Genomic DNA, 21,904 nt, shown 5'->3' with positions numbered 1-21,904 from the left:
TTTTTACAAAGTCAAACCATTATCCATGATTCTCTATTAGAATTTTCAAGGTTTTTACACTGTTTAGTTATCAAGGTTCGCTTGTGTTGTCTCTTGCGACAGCTTTAATAGCTTAACACACCATTTTTTACTTGTCAACACATTTTTTGAAAATTTTTCAATTTTTTTCAAAGGACCTTTTCATTTCGAATCTCGTGCAGCAGCATCGGCATCACACGCAGGCTGTACGCCTTCAAAGAGTATTCCCCATTGCAGATGCACCAGTCATAAAGCAGAGCCCTCTCACACAGAGCATAAAGCTTTGTTATTTCATAAGAAGACATGGCTGATGTCAACTCCCCCTTTTTTTGTCCTTCTGCCACAATCTCATTTAACAAACGATAATACAGACGGTTTTGATCTAACAGATGCTTCTCTCCTCTGGTAATCAATTGAGAGGAATAAAGTGATGCCAGCAGTTCCCTGGACACACTGGTTTCAATCATCCCAAACAACTCCTGGTTTAAATAAATCAGCTTATCAAAGCTGTCCTTGTCTGGGTCCAGCTGCGGCAAAAGTTCTTCATATTTATCATCGAAAAGGTAGGACAGAGAACTAAGCAATGCATCTTTTCCATCAAAATAATGATAAAATGTTCCTTTGGAGGTTCCTGCTTCTCGAATAATCTCATCCACAGTCGTATCATCGTATCCCTGCCTGTAAAAAAGCTTCCAGGCTGCTGTCACGATTTTTTTCTTAGTCAACCGTTTCTTCTGCTTCGCCATAAGCCCACCTCCTGCTTGACGCTTATTTTCCTTTTTAGTATAATATGAGCACTTGGTGAATGCAAGCAGAATGCACTGCACAAGCTTCGCTTCATGTACACAATGTTTGAATATCGGAGAGCAGAGGTTTCTATATGTGGATAGCAGGCAATTGGAAAGACTATGAAGTACTGGATACATCAAAAGGCGAAAAGTTGGAACGATGGGGTAATTATCTTTTGGTAAGGCCTGATCCTCAAGTCATATGGGATACTCCTCGAGAGCACAAAGGATGGCATCAAAAAAACGGCCATTATCACCGCAGCAAAAAAGGCGGCGGAGAATGGGAATTTTTCAGTCTTCCTCAGCAGTGGAGCATTGCGTACAAGCCTGACACTCCAGAAGCCCTTACTTTTCAATTAAAACCTTTCAGTTTTAAACATACTGGCTTATTTCCAGAGCAGGCTGCCAACTGGGACTGGTTCAGTGAAAAAATACGTTCTTCTAAACGTCCTGTTAAGATTTTAAATCTCTTTGCATACACGGGAGGCGCCACTCTTGCAGCTGCAAAAGCCGGTGCTGCCGTCACTCATGTGGATGCTTCAAAGGGCATGGTTGGCTGGGCAAAAGAAAATGCCCGTTCTTCCGGTCTGGAAAATGCACCTATTCGCTGGATTGTAGACGACTGTGTAAAGTTTGTTGAACGGGAGATCCGGCGCGGGAATCATTATGACGCGATTATTATGGATCCACCCTCTTACGGCCGCGGCCCAAAAGGAGAAATCTGGAAGATCGAAGACGCCATTTTTCCGCTGATTCAGCTCTGTACCCAGCTTCTAAGCCAAGAGCCTTTATTTTTCCTGGTCAATTCCTATACCACAGGACTGGCTCCTGCAGTACTAACCTATATGTTAGCCACTGCTTTGAAGCAATTTCAGGGGAAAGTAGATGCTCAGGAGATAGGGCTCCCCGTATCCTCTACCGGCTTAATCCTCCCTTGCGGAGCCAGCGGACGCTGGGAAGCACAGTAAGTAATTTTACTATGAAAGTACCCTTTTCTGCGCAGCAGAAAACTAAGTTCAGGGATGCCCCATGCGCCACTGCCGACTTTCATTTATGGTGGTGCGCCAATGGAGCGCATGTGGGTTTAGAAAGGACTATAATATGAGCGAAATTTATATTGATCCCCATCTCTATACTACAAGACCGGAGCCAAACGGTCGCCTTCCAAAAGAAATGGCTGTTTATGATCTTCTGGAACAATTGCAGATTCCTTACATACGTCTGGATCACGAAGTTACTCCCAGTATTGAGGCCTGTCATGATGTTGACGCTCAGCTGGGTATCGAGATCTGTAAGAATCTATTTTTATGCAATTCCGGGAAAAACAAATTCTATTTACTGATGATGCCGGGAACGAAACAATTTAAGACAAAGGATTTGACCAAGCAGATCAACTCTTCCCGGCTTTCTTTCGCACCGCCGGAATTTATGGAAAAATTTCTTAATATTACACCCGGCTCTGTGAGTATTCTGGGTCTTATGAATGACAGGGAGCATCAGGTTCAGCTTGTCATAGATGAAGATGTTGTTAAACAGGAATACATCGGCTGTCATCCCTGTATCAACACTTCCAGCTTGAAACTGAAAGCTTCGGATGTATTAGAGAAGTTGCTTCCTGCTATAGAACATAAACCTATTTTTGTACACTTGTAATTGAAAATTCAAATGCATCCGTAAGCATGTCTGCTTGACTTGCCGCTTGCAGGTATAAAGGCCAGGCAGCCAGGAAATGGATAAAATAACAATTCCAAGTCCCGGCTGCCTTTTCCTATTTTCTATAAAATAGACTTCTAATAATAATAACCACCTAAGTTTTCAATCGCAGATGCTGCTGCCACGCTCACAACTATCACCATAACAATTGCGAAAACAAACATAATCCCCGTAAAGATTAAATTTGCTTTAAAATAATTAGATTTGCTCTTTTTCTCCGTGCTGCTGAAAGCCCATACGAACATCATCACAATATTCACACAGGGAATCAGCATGATAAGCATCGTAATCAGCCATTCTCCCATAGTGATAGGCTCTTCCAGATTTTCCTGAGTCTGATACTCATAATGAAGCTGAGCCTGAATACTCGGCTGAGGTTGCTGATACTGTGTGTTTTGATAGCTATTCTCGTTCTGTCCATTGGGATTATTATACATTTCATCCATTTTAGTGTCCTCCCCTGTCTTTTTGTTTTCACAATACCGTCTTAGTGTAGCACTTTTTTTCCTTTTCTGCAATGTTTTCGGCTTGATTTCGATGCTCCGCCTAGAGACGCCTTATACGCAGTTCCAGCGGAAATCCAGTCCACACCCGATAGACATACAATAACAGCGTTCCTGCCAGCAGTATTACCAGTAAACCTGTCAAAAATTTCGGCTTTTTGCCAAGCAGATACCGATATCCGACAAACAGAAGCGCAAGCCCCATCCATCCAAACACCAATGGCTGCAAATTCCATGCCGCCTCCCATTGCCCAGACAAAACCAGAATCATGGCTCGGGTCATACCGCATCCCGGGCACGGCAAATGAAGCAAAATCATCATAGGGCAGAACTGACCAAAGAGCAGATGTACCGTCACATAATAAATTCCAATTCCCAAAAGGGCATAACGCAGATGATAGATATCTTCACCCAGCCGCCTGAACCCTGTCCTAATTTTTCCCATATTAATCCACACCTTTAAATCCAATTTTTCTGTCCGGGTTTCTCTTTAAAAACAGTCTGCTTCATGCTTCAACACCAGATCATAAAAGAGGACTGCCAGTTGGCAGCCCTCCTACATCCTCTATTTTTCTTAAATTCAAGCCTTGCCTGCGCTGCCCAGTACATCTTTAATCTTATGAGCAACAACATCCTTCACATTAGCACGTGCAACAGTCAGATACTGTCTCGGATCGAAGTAATCCGGATGCTCCTGCATAACCTGACGAATACCAGCAGTCAGACCCAGACGAAGGTCAGAGTCAATGTTAATCTTGCAGACAGCAGATCTTGCGGCTTCACGAAGCTGCTCTTCCGGGACACCGATAGCATCCTTTAAAGCACCGCCGTTCTCGTTGATAATCTTTACATACTCCTGAGGAACAGAAGATGCACCATGAAGAACGATGGGGAAGCCCGGAATTCTCTTCTCAATCTCATGGAGAATGTCAAAACGAAGCTGCGGCTTTGTACCTGGTTTGAACTTAAATGCACCATGGCTTGTACCAATTGCAATCGCAAGAGAGTCTACGCCCGTCTTGGTAACAAACTCTTCTACTTCATCCGGCTGTGTATAGGAAGAATCCTCGTCAGATACGTTCACGTCATCCTCGATACCTGCCAGCTTGCCAAGCTCTGCCTCTACCACTGCGCCATGAGCGTGTGCATACTCAACAACCTTCTTTGTAATTTCAATATTCTCCTCAAAAGGATACTTGGAAGCATCAATCATGACAGAGGAGAAACCGCCGTCTACACAGGACTTGCAGATCTCGAAATCTGCGCCGTGATCCAGATGCAGAGCAATCGGGATGTTCGGATTCTCAATGATCGCTGCCTCAACTAACTTGGTCAGATAGGTATGGTTCGCATACTTTCTGGCTCCTGCAGACACCTGCAGAATGATGGGAGAGTTCAATTCACCTGCTGCCTCTGTGATTGCCTGTACGATCTCCATGTTGTTTACGTTGAAAGCACCGATTGCATAACCGCCTTCATATGCTTTCTTAAACATTTCCGTTGTTGTTACTAAAGCCATTGTTATCATCCTCACTTTTTATGAAATTTTAACGGTTACAGTCAGTATACTACAAATTGGAAATTTCATCAACGTAGAATTATTATTTTTTTCTGAAAACCGTCTGGACTTCCATCTCATTCTGTGATACGTTGTTTAAATAGAAAATTAATTGACTATTTTCGTTAAAGCAAAGGAGATTTTATGGGTGGATTTTTTGGCGTTGCTTCCAAAAGCGACTGTTTATTTGATTTATTTTTCGGAGTAGACTATCATTCCCATCTGGGAACCAGACGGGGCGGAATGGCCGTATACGGAGAAGAAAAAGGCTTTGACCGGGCTATCCACAACATTGAAAACACACCATTTCGGACAAAATTTGACAAAGACATGCAAGAAATGAAGGGGTATCTGGGCATCGGCTGCATCTCCGATTATGAACCTCAGCCCCTCATCGTCCGCTCCCATCACGGCACCTTCGCCATTACAACCGTAGGGCGTATTAATAATACAAAAGAAATTACTGATCTGATTTTTGACAAGGGGAATGCCCACTTTTTAGAGATGAGCGGCGGCGATATTAATCCCACTGAACTGGTAGCAGCAATTATCAACCAAAAGCTCAATCTGATTGAAGGCATTCAATATGCTCAGGAACTTATCGACGGCTCCATGACCTTCCTGATCATGACGCCCCTCGGCATCTACGCTGCCCGGGATAAGATGGGCCGCACTCCGGCTGTTATCGGTCAAAAGGAAGACGCTTACTGTGTATCCTTTGAAGACTTCGCCTATCTGAATCTGGGCTACTCCAATTATAAAGAATTGGGTCCCGGCGAGGTTGTTGTCCTTACCCCGGACGGAGTAAAAACCTTAGTACCGCCTGGGAAGGATATGAAAATCTGCACCTTTCTCTGGGTGTATTATGGCTATCCCTCCAGTTCCTATCAAGGGATCAGTGTTGAACAGATGCGCTATAACTGTGGTGCTAAAATGGCAGAAAGAGACAACGTAAAGCCTGATACTGTAGCTGGAGTTCCCGATTCCGGAATTGCTCATGCAGTAGGATATTCCAATACTTCCGGAATTCCCTTTACCCGGCCTTTCATTAAATATACCCCCACCTGGCCCCGTTCCTTTATGCCAACTATCCAGAGTAAGCGGAGCCTGATTGCCAAGATGAAACTTCTGCCTGTTCATGAACTTATTGAAGGAAAAAGTCTGCTTCTCATTGATGACTCTATTGTTCGGGGCACACAGCTTGGGGAGACAACGGAGTTTTTATACCAGAGCGGCGCAAAAGAGGTTCATATTCGGCCTGCCTGCCCGCCAATCCTCTATGGCTGTAAATATCTGAATTTCTCCCGTTCCTCTTCCGAGATGGATCTGATTGCCAGAAGAATCATCGAAAAATTAGAGGGTGGTTCTGTAACGGACGAGGTTTTAAAAGAATACGCCAATCCGGAATCCGAAAAGTACGAACAAATGCTGGAAGAAATCCGCAGGCAATTAAACTTCACTTCCTTGCGCTACAACCGCCTGGATGACATGATTGAGGCAACGGGACTTCCAGAAGAAAAGCTCTGTACTTACTGTTGGAATGGAAAAGAATAAGCTGGCCGCAAAAGGATGGCCGCAAGACATACTATATACAGTCTATGGCCATCCTTTCCAGATTCTAATTACTTACCCATCTAAGATCAAATTCATTAAAATCGCAGATACAGTAATCTGCTCCTGCTTGGCGCAAATTGGGATGCGTATACTTTGCTCCAATCCCAACAATGATCCCGGCACCATTTTTCTTTGCATAATCAATCGCTTTTATACTATCCTCTATTACCAAACACTCCGAAAGCGGAACGCCAATTCTTCGAGCTGCCTCCAGATGCATTTCTCCCTTATTCGCATAATTTCCGTCATCACAGACACAGAGCTTCCTGTTTATCCATTTTCCCAAGGGAAACTCACGAAAATAAAAGTCTATGTTGTCTGGAATAGATGCTGTAGCCAATGTAAAAGGAATTTCTTGTTCCGTCAAAGCCGCAAACAATTCCTCTGCTCCGTCTACCAGGTGAACCTGTTCCGGATGGCTTCTGCAAATGCTGCGGTAAACTGCCTCCTTACGGATAGAGCATGCTGTTCTCTCTTCCTCTGTCATCTCCGGGGCTATGGCCTGAATCAATGTATCATTGCGAGGTCCTCGAAAAAAGGAATCTCCCGGAACCTCTCCCTCTTCTCCATGAAGCTCCCTGTAGATCTGTCTCCACGCTTCTTCATGAAAGGGGGTATCAAAAAACAAAGTACCATTAAAATCAAAAAGTACTGCTCTTGCATGTGCAGCTGCCATTTCATATCCTCCTCATAATCGCTTCATTTGTTTTCTTAGTCTATCAAAACCATCAATGATTTGCAAGCAGCGAAAGAGGAATTTCATCTGCCGAAAGCCAAAAGGAGAATCATACATGGTTTCTGCTCTGCCTGCTGTAAGCTCCTGCATCTCTTCTTTACAGGCGGCAGCCTGCTCACAGGTTTTTTTCCATGCAGAAGGCTGCTGATTAATGTCAGTAAGGGTAAATACAGATGAGGTCTCCTTCATCTTCTCAGGGGAAATGTCAAAAATATTCATATCTATAGTCCTTGATTGTTTTATTCCTGCAATAATATGCCTTGATTATATGTAAGGGATTTCAAAAAAACAATACAACCGCTAAAACTGATAATCATTCGCTTAAAAAATACAACCTAATTTCTTGATTCGTGCTATAATGAAATTAATCTATTTAAACAGGAGGATTTTGCATGCTGATTCAAAGTAAAAAAATATGGATTGCAGATCAGTTTATAGCTGCTATGCTTAACATCAGGGACGGAAAAATTGCTGATATTATTCCCTATGGAAGTATGCCGGCTGATGTAGATTATCAAGATCTGCGGATCGTCCCCGGCTTTCTGGATATCCACTGTCATGGCGCCTACGGTTTCGATACCAACGATGCCAATGAAGATGGTTTAAGAAACTGGACAAAGCATATAGTGGACGAAGGTGTCACTGGATTTCTGCCAACTACCATCACTCAGAGCGAAGAAGTATTAACGAATGCAGTTGCCAATGTAGCCAAGGTCATGGAAGATGGCTATGAAGGCGCTGAGATCCTTGGTATTCATTTTGAAGGGCCCTATCTGGACATGGCGTACAAGGGCGCACAGCCTGAGCAGTACATTGTAAAGCCCAATGTAGAGCAATTCAAACGCTATCAGGAAGCGGCCAAAGGCAAAATCCGCTATGTCACCATGGCTACGGAAACAGATGAAGACTTTGCCCTGACTCATTATCTGGCCACCCACGGCGTAACTGTGAGTATCGGGCATTCTGCCGCCACCTATGAGCAAGCAGTTATGGCCTATGCCCATGGGGCACGTTCCATGACCCATGTATACAATGGCATGACCCCCTTCACTCACCGTGCCAACGGACTGGTCGGCGCCGCCTACCGTATCCGCACTATGTACGGCGAAGTTATCTGTGACGGCAATCATTCTACAGTTGCCGCTCTGAATAATTACTTTATGTCCAAAGAACCTGATTATTGTATTATGATATCCGATGCTCTTATGGCAAAAGGCTCACCTGCAGGCACTCATTACCTTTTCGGCGGAAATGAAATTGAAATCTATCCGGACGGAAGTGCACATCTGGTTCCTTCTAAGACTCTTGCAGGTTCTACCCTGAAGCTGAACGAAGGACTTCGAATCTTAGTGGAAGAAGCTCTGGTTCCTTTCCATTATGCTATTAATTCCTGCACCCTCAATCCGGCACGCTGCATTGGCGTGGATGATCGCAAGGGCTGCATCGGTGTCGGCATGGATGCAGACTTGGTTGTTCTGGAACAGGATTATCAGGTGCATCAGACCTACTGTATGGGTAAACCACAGTTGTCCTAATAATACACAGAAAAGGAGAAAGATAAAATGAAACATCCAATTCAAGAAATGATGGAACAGCGCAGACAGGGAAAGAAGTGCGGCATTCCCTCCTATTGTACTGCTAACCCGTTGGTATTAGAGATTATTCTAAAACGTGCAAAGCTTTTGAATACGCCCGTACTGATTGAGGCAACTGCCAATCAGGTCAATCAATACGGCGGCTACACCGGAATGCTCCCCAAGGATTTCTATAATATGATACAGAAAATGGCACAGGAAATCGGTATCCCGGAAAGCTTGATTATTCTGGGAGGCGATCATCTGGGACCTCTGACCTGGCAGAATCTTGCCGAAAAGGAAGCCATGGAAAAATCGGCAGAGCTCGTATACCAATATGCCAGAGCCGGATTTACCAAAATCCATTTAGACACCAGCATGAAAGTTGCAGATGATCCAGAGGGGCTTTTATCCACAGAAATCATTGCCCGTCGGGGCGCAGAGCTTTATAAAGCTGCCATGAAGGGATATGAGGAATTGAAAGCCGAGAAACCTGATGTTATGCGTCCTGTATTTATCATTGGAAGCGAGGTTCCTATTCCAGGCGGAGCGCAGGAAGCGGAGGATAGTCTGGCCGTTACCAGTCCTGCCGCTTTCCAGGATACCGTTGCTGTCTATCGGCGCATCTTTGAGGAATCCGGTGTAGGAGAAGGCTGGAAAGATGTGGTTGCTGTTGTTGTTCAGCCTGGTGTTGAGTTTGGAGACGATCAAGTGTTTCTGTATGAGCATGAGGCTGCAGCAAATCTTTGTGCAGCATTGGAATCATATCCGGAAGTGTGCTTTGAGGGACATTCTACTGATTACCAGAGTGCGGAATGCCTGAAAAACATGGTTCAGGATGGTATTGCCATTCTAAAGGTAGGGCCTGCCCTGACTTATGGCCTTCGGGAAGCTTTGTTTGCCTTAAGCTTCATGGAAAAGGAGCTTGTGCCAGATGAAAAGCGCGCTAATTTCATTGAGACATTAGAACAGGTTATGCTGGCACAGCCCGGCAATTGGCAGAAGCATTACCATGGTGATGACAGGCAGCTTGCCCTGGCAAGAAAATACAGCTTTTCTGATCGTGCCCGTTATTATATTGGACAGCCCGAAGTAACAGAGGCAATTGACAGGCTATTTGCCAATCTAAAGGAATATCCGATTCCTATGAATATGCTGCATCAATATATGCCTGTTACTTATGCAAAGGTTCGAGACGGCATCATTCCTCTGGACCCCAAGGAGCTTGCTCTGGATGGCGTGACCAATTTTATGTTAGACTATGAATATGCGGTATCTGTATAGCTGCAGCCCCATGTAACAAATAAGGCTCTGCCGCAATTAGCCGGAAACTAATTACGGCAGAGCCTTATTTGATTCTTATTTAGATGCCCTTTACTCTTCCGGGGAACCGGCCTCACTCACATGCTCCATAATCTCTTCTATCGTATGGTTAAGACCGTTTATATTCAGATAATCCATTCGATCCATATCCAATATAAAGTCCCCTTTCTCCGGGCGGCTTCGGTAAAGGCGCACCTCCTGGTGTATATTGCCTTCTTCCTCAGAATATACATTCCGCTCATACTCTGCAATGATGATAATATCCAAGGCTCCATCCTGATTATAGTCTTTGAAGCTAACAGCCAGGAGCTGGTTAAACTGCTCATTTCTCCGATAATTCTCTTCCTCCACAGCCGGAAGCGCAAAAAGCTCCACTCCGTCACTGGGCTTTATGATACTAAAGGTTACGTCTTGATTTCCATAAGCGCTTTTATCCGGTGCGTAGGACACGAAAAGCACATCACCCCAGGGAGCGCCCAGATCCACATTAAAGCTCTGTTCCTCTATTCTCCAGATATCCTTGGAATACTCCACGCCCACCGTATAGATATTGGACACAAATTGATAGCCATCTCCATGCTTTTTTAAAGTCAGCCTGCTGGACGGATAGGGCATATAATTCTCATCCCCCGGCACACAGCTCAGTTCAAAGGTATATTCGCCTGTCTGTCTTCCGCTGACGCAGGTAAAATTTATATAATTTGTATCTCCATGCTGCCATACCCATGCATCTGTATCCGGCAGATACACCCATGTAAGCTTCTGCGTCATTTCATTCAGGCTGAGTCCCAGCTTTTCTTCCAGAACCCCGTTAATTTCATCAGTAGTCATTCTGGTGCAATCTGTATAGATCTCTTCCTCTCCGGTGATTTCCAGATATGCTGTCTCTTCCTCCGGGCTTAGAGGCGTTGTGTCAATACCTGCTCCTGTATAGAGCGCCTGATTCAGATCCACATCTTCTGGTCTGGTATACTCGGAGAGTAGAAAACCATAATTGCCATAATTACTTCCCTGATTAATCCATCCAGTAAACTCCCGAAGCTCTTCATTTGTCAATTCCCGGTCCATATCTCCAATCTCCGGAGCCCAAATTTCATCCTCTGTATCATTCACCTTCTCTGACTGCTCCTGTTCCGGAACCTGAACCTCCTGTTCTTTTTTACATCCTGACAGAAGCAGCAATCCGCAGGTTGCCGCAATCCAAAGCTTTTTTAATTCTTTCATGATCTTAGCTTATTTTTCTCCTTTTTCTTACATAGGGTTTGTTATTGTCTTTCCATACAGGCTGATCCGGATAGGTGTGCTTTTTCTGCGCATGCCTCTTTGCTGCCCCCTTCTTAGTCTGCACCTTCTGTACATGCCTTTTTGACTGTCCGTAGTTCCCAGAAGTTTTCTCCATCTGTGCTGCAGATCTTTTTCTGCGGACTTTATCAGCCTGTGAGGTTGACCTCCCTTTCTGAGAAGACCGCTGTTCTTCATGAAGAGAGACTGATCTTCTCCCTGTTCCTGCTGTCGAACGTGCCATATGGGAAGCTGCCTGTATGCGCCGTCTCCTCCGCTTTTTCCGTTTTCCGGATGCTTTTACTGCCAAGCTGATTCCTATAGCTGAGGCAACGGATGCTGACACTGCGAAAAGGCCAAAAAAGAGCTTTGTCCACACATCCATATCCACAGCTCCGGTCTTTTCTTTCCAAAGCTTTGCGCCTTCCTCCCAAAGAAGATCCTCTGAAAACCAAGATTCATCTTCCTCCTGTTCGCTGTCTATGAAATTATCTGAATCCGATTCTACATCAATCCTATCGACCCCTTCAGTCCAGTCTGCATTTAAAACTTTCTTTGAAATTCCGACAACTCCAGCATTCCCTGCTGTCTTATCTGTTGACTGTACGCTATTGCTGTCCTTGACGGAGCTTCCACTTCCAAAGGCGCCATTTTCATTGCTGCTTCCATCACCCGGGTTAAAATTCTCATTGGATGAGCCGGGGGTGCCTGTTTCTCCGCCAACTCCTGAATTATTATTGTCCGCATCCCCACCCGTATTACCGTTATTTATCGTCTGTCCTCCATCTCCTGTATTAACCTCGCCCTCATACATTCCATGGGCTTTATTAACCGTTTTAAAGCTGTTCTTTACCACCTTTACCGATGCAGTCTTATCTGAATTTACAACTACCTTTCCTAAAGGAATCTCAGGATTTTGAGCTTGATTCAGTCCTTTTCCGGAATACAGATCCTTTTTTCCGGAAATATAGATACTCAGGATTCCTGTGTCCTCCTGATAATTGTACTTCTGTACTGTTGCTCCCGAAAATCCGGCATCAAAATCAAAGGAAATATCCTCCTTTTTTATGGTTCCCTCCCCTGTCTCTATCTGAAAGCTGAGCTGCAGGGCTACGATTTCCTCCGCTGCCTCTCCCGGCAGTTCCAGGGTTGCTTCCACTTTCCCGTCTACATTCGTCAGGGAAACGGTTTCCTTTTCCGCAGCCCGAACCGACAGCACAAAAGCCGTGAAACAGACAAGGGAAATTCCCAGCCAGAGAATGAGTTTTTTTGTCATTTCTTTTTCTCCTTATATTCAGTCTCTCTGTTGCCGTGTTTCCATTCTTCTGTGTCCTGTCATACACTAATTTCTGCTGCCCAGAGTAATCTCCGAAAGTGTCTGAGGTACTGTTACAAATTCCGTGTCGCTGACCAGGCGCTGGCCTTCATTGGTCAAAGCATTATCCACCCGATACAACTCTGCCCGCACCTTTTTGGGAAGAGTGTCATTTCCGGAGGGCGTAATCCAATAGATCCAAGTTCCCTCGGAAGTTTCGCCCAGCAGGGCATCCTTCGGATCCTCTGCCAAAATAACCTGATGCGCCGTAAGCGTTCCGTCTGCGTCCGTACCGCCTACAATGTTTCCGTTTTCATCATAAAGGACTACTACATTATAGGCCGGATTTCCCTTATAGGTTCCCGTGAACACAATAGAGCCTTTGGCAATTTTCTCATTTTGACCGTAAGAATAATCGTTGCTCAGAATACCCATAGCCTTCTGGCCCCCCTGAGCCGACAGGAACTCCACATTATCTCCTGACGGGCCGTACAGGTTAAGTTCTGCAATAGAAAGGTTCTTGCCTTTCTGCCCTGTAGCAGTCAGTCTCACATAGGCCGCATCGTAAGTGCAGACCCAGTTGTCCTCACCGTTGGTAAAATATACTGTCTCCTGTCCGTCCGAAAGCTTAAAGGTCCCCGTCCGAACCTCCCGGTATACCTGACCATCCTGGCTGACCTCAATCTTATACTCTCCTACCGCCTGACCGCTTCCTGACGAAATGTATTCAAGAGCAGATACCTCCGTGATCCGATTCAGCTCCAGAAGAATATAGGGATCCTCTGACTCTGTTTTTCCGGTAAAGACTGTTGTTTTATTGCTGTCAATCACTTTTGTTGCTGTTGATAGAATCTCACTTTCACAGGGACTTTGCTCTGTACCGTTAGGCTTGGTATCCTCTGCAGATGTCATATTGGTAGAAACCGTCCATCCACTCTTATCCTGCAGACCGTCACCCTTTATCTTTACGGAGCCTGCCTCACAGGTCTGAGAACGATTCATATATTTATCAATGGCTGTGACCTCATAGCGAATCACATGATTTGCCGCAAAAGCTGCCTGATCCGTAAATGTACCTGTCTGTGTAAATCCGGCTGTTTCCCTGCGCTCTTGTCCTTCCTCTACAAATACACGGACAATCTCATAACCCTGAAGCAATTCCGAATTTCCTGTGCAGGTCATAGTCAGGGTCACCTGGCTGTTATTTGCCGAAGCCCTGGCTGTCACTATCTGCTTTCCTTCAAAGGTTTCACCCGTTCCATGCTCCATCTCATAGACCCGAGCCGCATCATCCACATAGTAAATAGCACGTTTCTCAGGCTCAAACTGCTTCATATAAGCCAAAGTCGCCGTATCCGGCTTCATGCCCCAGCGGATGAAAAATTCACTTAGATCTTTTTCTGCCGCCGCACTTGCCAGACGCATCAGGTTCTGATCTCTTCCCCCGTCCAGAGAAAGGGCCACTCCGCCCGGCTTAGGTGCCCGGCTGACATCTCTGGCATAGCTGTCTACTCTTGCAAAGAAAAGATGTTCAAAAGTTTCCTGATAGGTATCATAGGTCTTATAATTATAGTCCCGATCATAGGCCAGATGAAGCTGCCAGTACATGCCAAGCTGCGTAAATACATTGCTTGCATAGCCCTCTGTACCGGATGTCACCTTCTTAAATACCTCCGGATACTGGAAACGGACCGTGTTGTTGGTATCCCTGGACTGAGCCAATACGGAAAAATAATTATTGGTCACTTCTGCATGGGCATAGGCTCCCTGATTGATCTCATGGCCAATCTCATGGGCAATTCCCCAGCCATAATACCTGCCGCTCTGGTATCTTCCGCTCTCGTCCGATACCACCGGAACTCCCCCCATCATGCCGGATGTCTCATTCCACTCAATACCGATGTGATTTCCGGCCGCATACATGAATGCTCCTGCAAACATCTGCATGTAACGAATGTTCAGATATTGATAAGGCAGATGATTTTTGGCTATGATACTGCTGCTCGTTCCCTCTGCAAAGGAATTTGTCAAACCCTTATGCTGATAGAACAGCGTCATCATTCCCTCCATAGCCTCCGCAGTGCTTAAAAGCTGCTCCTCCGGATTCGATCCCAAGCCTGCCAGAACCTGGCTTGCCGGAAGGGAAAACATCATTTGATCCAACTGAATATCCGTAAGATTCAAAATACATTCTTTCTCATTATAGCTATAATTCACATTTTCATTCTCAGAACTGTCGTGATGCTCCTGATGCTTTTTACTCAAGCTTGATACGTATGTTCTTAGCTCAGCTACATATGCCTGAATCCTCTGGGACCGTTCTTCCTCTGAGGTACCATACAGGCGAAGCACAGGATAGCTGCTTCCGCCGCTGACACGAACTGCATAGGCATCTGCTTCATTGTTTCCTGTATACTGAATATAGAGTGCTCCGCCTCTTTCCTTTTCTGTAGAGCAAATCTTGGGAACTGTGATTTCATTCCTTCCGATTTTCAGGCTTATAGAGCTGCTAAGGCTGCCGGATTCCGCATGCTGCTGGGTAAATACCAGACTCAAATCCGTTCCGGCCCCCTCTTTCTTTCCCGAATGGCCCACATAGACTACTATCTTATCATCAGCTGCCGCTGTAACTCCAAGAGGCTGCCATGCATTTAAGCCGCCAACCGAAATCCCTGCATCTTTTTTGGAGGTAATATCCGGGTTCACCTGTAGAACCCCGCCAAGGCCTCCTGTCTCCAAAAGCTCCTTAGCCGTATCCAATTCCTTTTGCAGCGCCTCCCGCTCCGGATGATACTCGCTGCTTACCGGATCATTGGTATCCAGACGCTTCTGAAGCTCCTCAATGGTATTGGCTGTCACATTCTCCCGAAGGGAAATATGAAGATCGTCTCCATAAAGGTTCATAATATCCTGCTCAATGCTGTCATATTCATAAAAGCGGATTTCCGATATGGTAACTTTCCGAAGACCGCCATTATATCTTCCAATGCCAAGCTGTATCTTTGAAGTGCGGACCGGCTCCTTGAACTTAAGCAGATAATAATCTCTGTTATTGCTTCTTTTCTTTACCAGAGAAGCGTTTTTTACTGTCTGCTTTGCACCGTTCTCATCCCAGTACTGAACGGTAAAATAGGAATAGAGCCCCAGGTCCAAAGGTTCCGCAAAGGCTATCATTCCGAGCTCGTACACTTTATCCAATTCTGTGATAACACCCTTATCCGCACTTGGATAGGCACCGCCATAATCCCAGTCCTCCCGATAGACATAGGAAGCATAGTTGTTGTCAAAAAGACCCAGTGCACTGTTCTTCTCCATATCCAGACCGCTGTCCACCATATAGGCACCGCCTCCTATGGTGGCTGTGGTAATATGGCTGCTCAGCACGCCGTTTCCATTGGAAGTATTAATCAAACGGTAAGCCGGAAGCTTTGCATCAATCAGGCCGCTTAAGGTTTTATCCGAAGCATCCTTTGACTTCGCTCCCTCTCCCAGCTCATTAGTCGCCGTCACATACACAATATATTTTGTATTGTCTTTCAAATCATTAATCTGATAGTACAGTCCCTCAATTCCTGCAATTTTCTGGAACGAAGCTGCTCCGTCCTCTTTCCAGTATACATTGTAGCTGTCTGCATCCTCCGCCTTTTTCCAGCGCACATCGATGCTTCGATAGCCGCCCTTTACCGACAGATTGTCAGGTGCCGGAGGCTTGGAGCTGGCTTTGGGCACTACTTTTTCTTCTGTACTATAGGCACTCTTCCATTCTCCGTTTGTAGAACGTACCTTTACCGTGTACTCTGTTCCATTCACCAGCTTGTCCTTTGCAAACTGAGCGATGGTTAGCTGAGTTGCCGCAGTTTTCTTATAATCTGTCTTTCCTCCGCTGGTGATAAACACCTCATAGCCTGTCACATTTCTTGTCGGATTCCAACTTATGGTAAAAGACTTATTTCCCGGTACTGCTTTCAGTCCAACCGGAATATCTGCGGAAGGTTCCGGAATTCGGCTTTCCATATCGTTTAAAAATTCTACCCGGGAGATCTCGGCCAGATTTGTAGATTTGGCTGTTTTTGTGATCTTTAAAGTTACATGCTTAATAGCGATCTGGCTGCCCAGATCGATACACAATGCTCCGTTTTCATCCCATTTCACACTGATACTTTGACTTTTTTCATAGTTTGGAGCGCTTAAGAGCCGCAGATCAGCCGGAGCCAAAAAGTCCGCAAACTCATACTTCTCCACTCCGTCTTTTTCATAGCGGATCAGAAGCTGGCCTGCCTCAATTCCATTTTCACTGTTTCTGGGGGATGCAATTACAACGCCGTCAAGATACACTTGCTCTGAGGCAGTGAAATCAAAGTCTACCACTACTGGGTTTTCTTCGGATATGGTTCCTCCCCCTTTCGACGCAAGTGTCACATTTCCGCTATCGCCTTTTAAAAGATCTGTCAAACTGCCATTCTGAACAACCGTCCCCTCCGCCATACTTGGAGCCGCAGTCTCCTCCGGAATCAGTTTTTCCAGAGAAGACTCCTGATTCTTGCTTCCCTCCATTGTGGTAAAATAATCAAGATCCAGCAGATCCACTATACCGTCACCATTGAGATCGCAGCTCTCATTCGACTCACCGCTTTCAATGGCATTTACTATCATCTCTCCATCCTTGTCATCAAGGACCTGGTTATTATCCACATCTCCATAAACAATTAAGCCAGGATGGTTCTTCCCCTCATCCATCTGAGGGATGCTTCCTGTATAAACCTGAACCCGATACCCCAGCTTGTTTACATCAACTTTCTGTTCATAGGTAATGTAGCCTTGACCTGATATCTTCAGATGGTATGCCTCCTCATTAAGCTCCGGAAAACGCACCGATGCCTTTGGCGCTGTCTCGTCTCCCTGCTGCCGGACAGGAAGCGTCACCTTTTTCGAGACTGAACCGCTGCTCTCTCCTGTGAGCGTTACATCAAATTGCTGCTCCTTAGACACCTCAATCCCCGAAAAGATCTGAATCTCCACAGAGCCCTTCACAGGATTTCCCTGTACGGTGGATGTTGTCTCATCTTTCGGATCTATTATTTTCAAGTCTCCCTGCTGGGGGTCATTTTCCGTTGATTCCGTACTTTTCGGTTCCGTCTCACTATCCAGGTTTCCATTTGGTTCGACAGACTCATTATTCTCTGATGTTTGAGAATCCTGCGGCAAAGTCTCTTCCCCTGAACCATTGTCATTTTCCGGAGCCTCTGTGGTTGTTTCCTGAGGCTCTGTGGTGATCACCATTGTTTTTCCATAACTCTGATTCATTCCTGCCAACACAGTACTGTTTCCGGAAGAAACCATCAGTATGGCAGCCAAAATTCCTGCAAAAACTCTTGATATCTTCTTTCTCATAATTTCCTCTCTCTTTTATGCATTTTTCCAAACGGCAGATAGATGTCGAATCTGCTGCATTTTTGGGTGATATGACACTATTTTATTATGAACACCCGCAAAATGCAACTATTTTCGACAATTTATGTAACCTATGAAAAGCTGTCGTGTTTCTGCCGCTGCCTATAAAAATGCTAAAAGAAGCAGTTGTCCTATTTTGTTTATGACAACTGCTTCCTACATTAAATAATTCAATATAATTTCTTTTATGGTGTCCTCTCCCAAGTGCCGGATCCCCCAAGTGCTTCCAAGCTTATTGCACATATTTCTATAGTTTCCGTTAGGAGTAAGCTTTTCCTCAGACTGATTATAGGCTTCTACTTCCTCATCTATCTCTCCAATCAGCTCTCGGGCAGCCGTATCGCAATTGTGCGTATAAATCTGGTAAAGAGGAATATCCGCCCTGGCCAGAAACTCATCCACCTGCTGCTGAATTTCTTCTTCCTTTTCTCCGGAATTCTGGTACATCTCTCTGCATAATCTCGCATACTCATCTTCTGCTTCTACATAGAGCTCTGCAGCTTGTACTACCTGTTCATACTGTTCTCCTGTAATTCCCCGCCAGAGGGCCCTGTCAAAATTGCTGCATTCTTCATATTCCCCTGCCGTAAGATTGCCTGTATCCAGCAGCTCTTTCACGCAGTCCTTATCCAGAATAAACTCTTTCATCTTTCCAACGCCCTTTTTCCCAAGGAGGCATTGAAGCAGATTATACTGCATGCCATTATAGCTGAATATACGCCCTTCCCCATCTTCATCCACCAGCATCAGAGCTCCATGGCCAAGGCCTTTCATGCCATCCAGGTTCAGCAGATAATAAATCCTGCAATCCTCATTCTCCGCCGTCGGGCATTCCCTGTCAGGCATATTGCTGCGGGTTATCAGCCGATATGCCGCAAAGTTCAAAAGCAAAATCAGAATTATTCCGGATATTTTCCCTGCTTTTTTCTTTTTATTCATCCGAAGTCCCTTCTGCACCGTTATAGCTGTAGGCCCACAAATTCTTAATCTGGCTCATAAGTTGATTGATATCCCAGGATTCTTTGCTTCGGATCTTGCTGTTTGGATCATTTAGAGTAATTTTCCCTTCCTCATCTACTCCTGTAAGTACCAAAAAATGTCCGCTATTCGTAAAGTCCCCGGGACCTACAACACAGATTACGGGAGTACCTGCTTCCAGAGCTGCTCTGATATGCTCTTCATCAAAAATCATTGCTTCCGCCGTTAAACCCAACCGTGAAGCTCCCTCGGTCATCAGATCCCAGGAAGATCCTGCTCCGGATACATAGTAGCCGCTGTTCTCTGCCATGCGGGCGGTTTTGTAAGGATTCCATGTGCTGTTGCCGCTTAAGCTGCAGTATACCATAGACAGACAGGTGGGTCCGCAGCCAGTCAGTGCAAGGAAATCATCACCGTAGATTTCATAGCCCCAGCGTTCATCCCACTGAAGAAACAGAGGAACTTCTCCCTGCTTTACCTCTTTGGAAATATCAATATCCACATGCTTGTCCTTGTTTTTCGGATAATTTAATACAAAGTCCTTTGTTTCCGGATTCTTTTCCAAAAGCATCAGCAGACTCTCGGGATATTCTTCCTCGGCAGCCAGCTCCTCAATATCTATCTGTTCTGTCTCTTCTGCCTTTTCTTCCTTTTCCTCTGGCTGCACATTCCAGTTCTTCATCAATCTCACTGCCAGAAACAGGGCAACGCCAAGGAGTGCGGTTGTACATAGCAGCACTCTTCTGCGGATTTTGGCTCTTCGCTTTTTTTGAAGCTTAAGCTGTCTTTTTCGCTCCTGTTCTTTTTTTTCCCGTTCCCGACGTTCTACCTCCAGTCTGTCCGGCCAGTCTCTGGCGGCTCCCCTTGGATGAGGCTGCCTGCGAACCGGCTGTTCTGTTGTTCCTCCTGTACCAGCCGGCCTGCGAACCGGCGTTCTCTGCGCACTTCTGCTTTGTTGATTTGCTCTGCGCCCCGGCGATTCATAAGAATACCTTTGTCTGCTGCGGCTCTGCTGCCCCTGACGGCTTTCTCCTATTCTTTGATCGATAGGCCTTCCGGAATCACTTCGGCTTCTTCTGTCATCCTGTCTCATTGACAATTTCCCCCATATAAGATTTGGATGTAACAGTTCCCCTTTACTGTTCCGCATCAAAAGTCGAACTGTTACAGCTTAAATCTCCCTTATCCTTATTATTGCAGACAGGGCATGAATATTTCTTTAGTTTTTCTTAGGAAAATTAGAGTAATTTCTTACATTATATCAAAAAATTTTTAAAATTCAAAAAATATCATGCTAATCCTTTAAACCTATTTAAAAGAGGATGTTTCAAGACTATAACCAATTTACAGCCCAAAAACACCCTCTTATGCATCAATCCAAAATAATTTTATTTTTAATGCACCGCCCCTTAGAATGCTCCAGAATCGCTTCCTCAATCTGTTCTAACATATAACTCTTCGAAATAAAATCTTCTGCCTTTATTACACCATTTTTCAACATTTCAAAAGCAGCCATCGTATATTGGGGAATCGTATGATACAGCCCCATGAGCGTCAGCTGCGAATAATGTACTAAATTCGCATCAGCTTCCAGCTTTGTACCGGCCTTTGTTCCTCCAAATAAAAGTACGATTCCTCCTTTCCTTGCCATTCGAATATTTTTTTCCCAAACCTCCGGATACCCGGCAGCTTCAATGGCAATATCACAGCCTCTCCCCTCAGGCGTCAATGCTTTCACTAATTCTACGGTATCTTTGCCGGATGCATTTACAGCCTTGGCCGCTCCCAACTTCTTTGCTGTCTCCAAACGCACATCTGACAGATCTGTTGCAATTACATATGCGCCCTTTTTTACAAGCAGCGCTACATACATCAGCCCAATAGGGCCGGCACCATTTACAACAACCGTATCGCCAAGCTTTACACCTGCGCTTTCCACCCCATAGGTTACGCAAGACAAGGGTTCCATCAATGCGGCAGTCTCATGAGACATCCCCTGGGGAAGAATAAATGTATTCTGTTCCACGATTCTCTGTGGAATTACCTGGTATTGGGAAAAAGCTCCCATATTCCAAAGAATATCATCACACATAGAATGGAGCCCTTTTTTGCAGTAAAAGCATTTCTGACAGGGTGCGGAATTATGGCATACAACTCTGTCCCCAACCTTTACCCTTGTCACACCCTTCCCGACGGCATGCACAATACCCGAAGCTTCATGGCCAAATCCATACGGCGGAATATCTCCAGGGTATCCTCTCATATAAGTTTTTACATCTGTACCGCATGTAAGGGCCACCTTATTGCGGACAACAATTTCTCCATACCCCGGAACAGGAATCGGAGATTCCTCAACCCGAATATCTTTCGGATTATAAAACACGACCTTTTTCATTCCTCTGCCTCCGGCTGAACCCCATAGGCTGCAAACTTTTCAATAATCACATCCATCTGCTCTTTATTGAGCAATACAGGCTCTCCCACTGCCTTGCATTTATAATAAATCTCAGCACAAAACTCAATCTCTTCCGCCGTGTCAAAGGCAGTAGGCAAATCAAGGCCCCCTGCAAGCAATCCATGATTCCCCAACAGCACCGCATAGCGATCTTTCATTCCTTCCAGGGCGCTTTGGGCCAGTTCTTCCGTTCCAAATGTCTCATACTTTGTACAACGAACATTCCTCCCCGCAGAGCCAATTAAATATGAGCAAGGTTCAATTCCCCAATTCAAGCATGCAAGAATACTTGCATAAGGGCTATGAGCATGTACTACAGATAAAATATCTGTTCTTTCTCTGTAGAAAATACCGTGCATTTCATATTCACTGGACGGCTTTCTTTTCCCGTCCACAACATTTCCTTCCGGATCCATAATCACAATATCCTCTGGCATTAATTTAAAGTAATCCATGCCGCTTGGGCTGATTGCCATAAGCTTCAGCTCCGGACTATATACACTGATATTTCCGCCGGTTCCTTTTGTTAACCCATGTGTAATGAGCATCTTTAAATATTCTACAATTTCTGTTCTTTCTTGTTCCATTAACATGATG

Annotated in this window: 18 protein-coding genes; 5 read left to right on the top strand and 13 right to left on the bottom strand. The window is 45.2% G+C overall.

The window, feature by feature from the left end:
• Positions 1-167 precede the first annotated feature (167 nt).
• On the bottom strand, positions 168-764 hold the full coding sequence (locus VSQ61_RS16600; protein ID WP_334345509.1) for a TetR/AcrR family transcriptional regulator: 597 nt from the start codon (positions 762-764) through the stop codon (positions 168-170).
• Positions 765-898: 134 nt separating this feature from the next.
• Here VSQ61_RS16600 and VSQ61_RS16595 point away from each other — a divergent pair, with 134 nt between their 5' ends.
• Positions 899-1,774, top strand: coding sequence for a class I SAM-dependent methyltransferase (locus VSQ61_RS16595; protein ID WP_334345508.1), 876 nt, complete (start codon positions 899-901; stop codon positions 1,772-1,774).
• Between the two features lie 133 nt (positions 1,775-1,907).
• Entirely contained in the window at positions 1,908-2,459 is a 552-nt protein-coding gene (locus tag VSQ61_RS16590) for a prolyl-tRNA synthetase associated domain-containing protein (RefSeq protein WP_334345507.1), read from the top strand.
• Between the two features lie 137 nt (positions 2,460-2,596).
• On the opposite strand, the gene VSQ61_RS16585 is transcribed toward VSQ61_RS16590, so the two are convergent.
• The 3 genes from VSQ61_RS16585 to fba all read right to left on the bottom strand — a co-directional run bounded on the left by VSQ61_RS16585 (position 2,597) and on the right by fba (position 4,541).
• Positions 2,597-2,965, bottom strand: a complete 369-nt coding sequence (locus tag VSQ61_RS16585; RefSeq protein WP_334345506.1) for a hypothetical protein — start codon at positions 2,963-2,965, stop codon at positions 2,597-2,599.
• Between the two features lie 100 nt (positions 2,966-3,065).
• Entirely contained in the window at positions 3,066-3,467 is a 402-nt protein-coding gene (locus tag VSQ61_RS16580; RefSeq protein ID WP_334345505.1) for a DUF2752 domain-containing protein, read from the bottom strand.
• Positions 3,468-3,602: 135 nt separating this feature from the next.
• Complete coding sequence (gene fba, locus VSQ61_RS16575) at positions 3,603-4,541, bottom strand: class II fructose-1,6-bisphosphate aldolase (protein ID WP_334345504.1); 939 nt, start codon at positions 4,539-4,541, stop codon at positions 3,603-3,605.
• A gap of 183 nt (positions 4,542-4,724) precedes the next feature.
• On the opposite strand from fba, the gene VSQ61_RS16570 reads away from it, so the two are divergent.
• Complete coding sequence (locus tag VSQ61_RS16570; RefSeq protein ID WP_334345503.1) at positions 4,725-6,134, top strand: amidophosphoribosyltransferase; 1,410 nt, start codon at positions 4,725-4,727, stop codon at positions 6,132-6,134.
• A 64-nt stretch (positions 6,135-6,198) separates the two neighbouring features.
• Here VSQ61_RS16570 and VSQ61_RS16565 read toward each other — a convergent pair whose 3' ends face one another.
• Complete coding sequence (locus VSQ61_RS16565; protein WP_334345502.1) at positions 6,199-6,870, bottom strand: HAD family hydrolase; 672 nt, start codon at positions 6,868-6,870, stop codon at positions 6,199-6,201.
• Positions 6,871-6,882: 12 nt separating this feature from the next.
• Positions 6,883-7,149 carry a hypothetical protein gene (locus VSQ61_RS16560; RefSeq protein ID WP_334345501.1) on the bottom strand — a complete coding sequence of 89 codons (267 nt, stop codon included), beginning with the start codon at positions 7,147-7,149 and terminating at the stop codon, positions 6,883-6,885.
• 173 nt (positions 7,150-7,322) lie between these two features.
• Between VSQ61_RS16560 and nagA the strand changes: the two genes are divergently transcribed.
• Both nagA and VSQ61_RS16550 read left to right on the top strand, forming a co-directional pair.
• Entirely contained in the window at positions 7,323-8,465 is a 1,143-nt protein-coding gene (gene nagA / locus VSQ61_RS16555; RefSeq protein WP_334345500.1) for an N-acetylglucosamine-6-phosphate deacetylase, read from the top strand.
• A gap of 27 nt (positions 8,466-8,492) precedes the next feature.
• Entirely contained in the window at positions 8,493-9,788 is a 1,296-nt protein-coding gene (locus VSQ61_RS16550; RefSeq protein ID WP_334345499.1) for a class II D-tagatose-bisphosphate aldolase, non-catalytic subunit, read from the top strand.
• Positions 9,789-9,878: 90 nt separating this feature from the next.
• On the opposite strand, the gene VSQ61_RS16545 is transcribed toward VSQ61_RS16550, so the two are convergent.
• The 7 genes from VSQ61_RS16545 to VSQ61_RS16515 form a co-directional block, all read right to left on the bottom strand.
• Complete coding sequence (locus VSQ61_RS16545; RefSeq protein WP_334345498.1) at positions 9,879-11,051, bottom strand: hypothetical protein; 1,173 nt, start codon at positions 11,049-11,051, stop codon at positions 9,879-9,881.
• Between the two features lie 4 nt (positions 11,052-11,055).
• Positions 11,056-12,384, bottom strand: a complete 1,329-nt coding sequence (locus tag VSQ61_RS16540; RefSeq protein ID WP_334345497.1) for a hypothetical protein — start codon at positions 12,382-12,384, stop codon at positions 11,056-11,058.
• Positions 12,385-12,450: 66 nt separating this feature from the next.
• Entirely contained in the window at positions 12,451-17,814 is a 5,364-nt protein-coding gene (locus VSQ61_RS16535) for a fibronectin type III domain-containing protein (RefSeq protein ID WP_334345496.1), read from the bottom strand.
• 216 nt (positions 17,815-18,030) lie between these two features.
• Positions 18,031-18,813 (bottom strand): hypothetical protein, encoded by a 783-nt coding sequence (locus VSQ61_RS16530; RefSeq protein ID WP_334345495.1) that lies wholly within the window; start codon positions 18,811-18,813, stop codon positions 18,031-18,033.
• On the bottom strand, positions 18,806-19,945 hold the full coding sequence (locus VSQ61_RS16525) for a C39 family peptidase (RefSeq protein WP_334345494.1): 1,140 nt from the start codon (positions 19,943-19,945) through the stop codon (positions 18,806-18,808). Before VSQ61_RS16525 ends, VSQ61_RS16530 begins: the two co-directional genes overlap by 8 nt.
• 279 nt (positions 19,946-20,224) lie before the next feature.
• Positions 20,225-21,247, bottom strand: coding sequence for an alcohol dehydrogenase catalytic domain-containing protein (locus tag VSQ61_RS16520; protein WP_334345493.1), 1,023 nt, complete (start codon positions 21,245-21,247; stop codon positions 20,225-20,227).
• The gene (locus VSQ61_RS16515) at positions 21,244-21,900 is read right to left on the bottom strand and encodes an L-fuculose-phosphate aldolase (protein WP_334345492.1); all 657 of its coding nucleotides are present in this window, start codon (positions 21,898-21,900) and stop codon (positions 21,244-21,246) included. The genes VSQ61_RS16520 and VSQ61_RS16515 overlap by 4 nt, the downstream gene beginning before the upstream one ends.
• Positions 21,901-21,904 lie beyond the last annotated feature (4 nt).

Source organism: Candidatus Merdisoma sp. JLR.KK006 (assembly GCF_036941035.1).
GTDB lineage: Bacteria > Bacillota > Clostridia > Lachnospirales > Lachnospiraceae > Laedolimicola.
The sequence above is the reverse complement of the archived record's forward strand: the minus strand, read 5'-3'. Positions and strand labels throughout refer to the sequence as shown.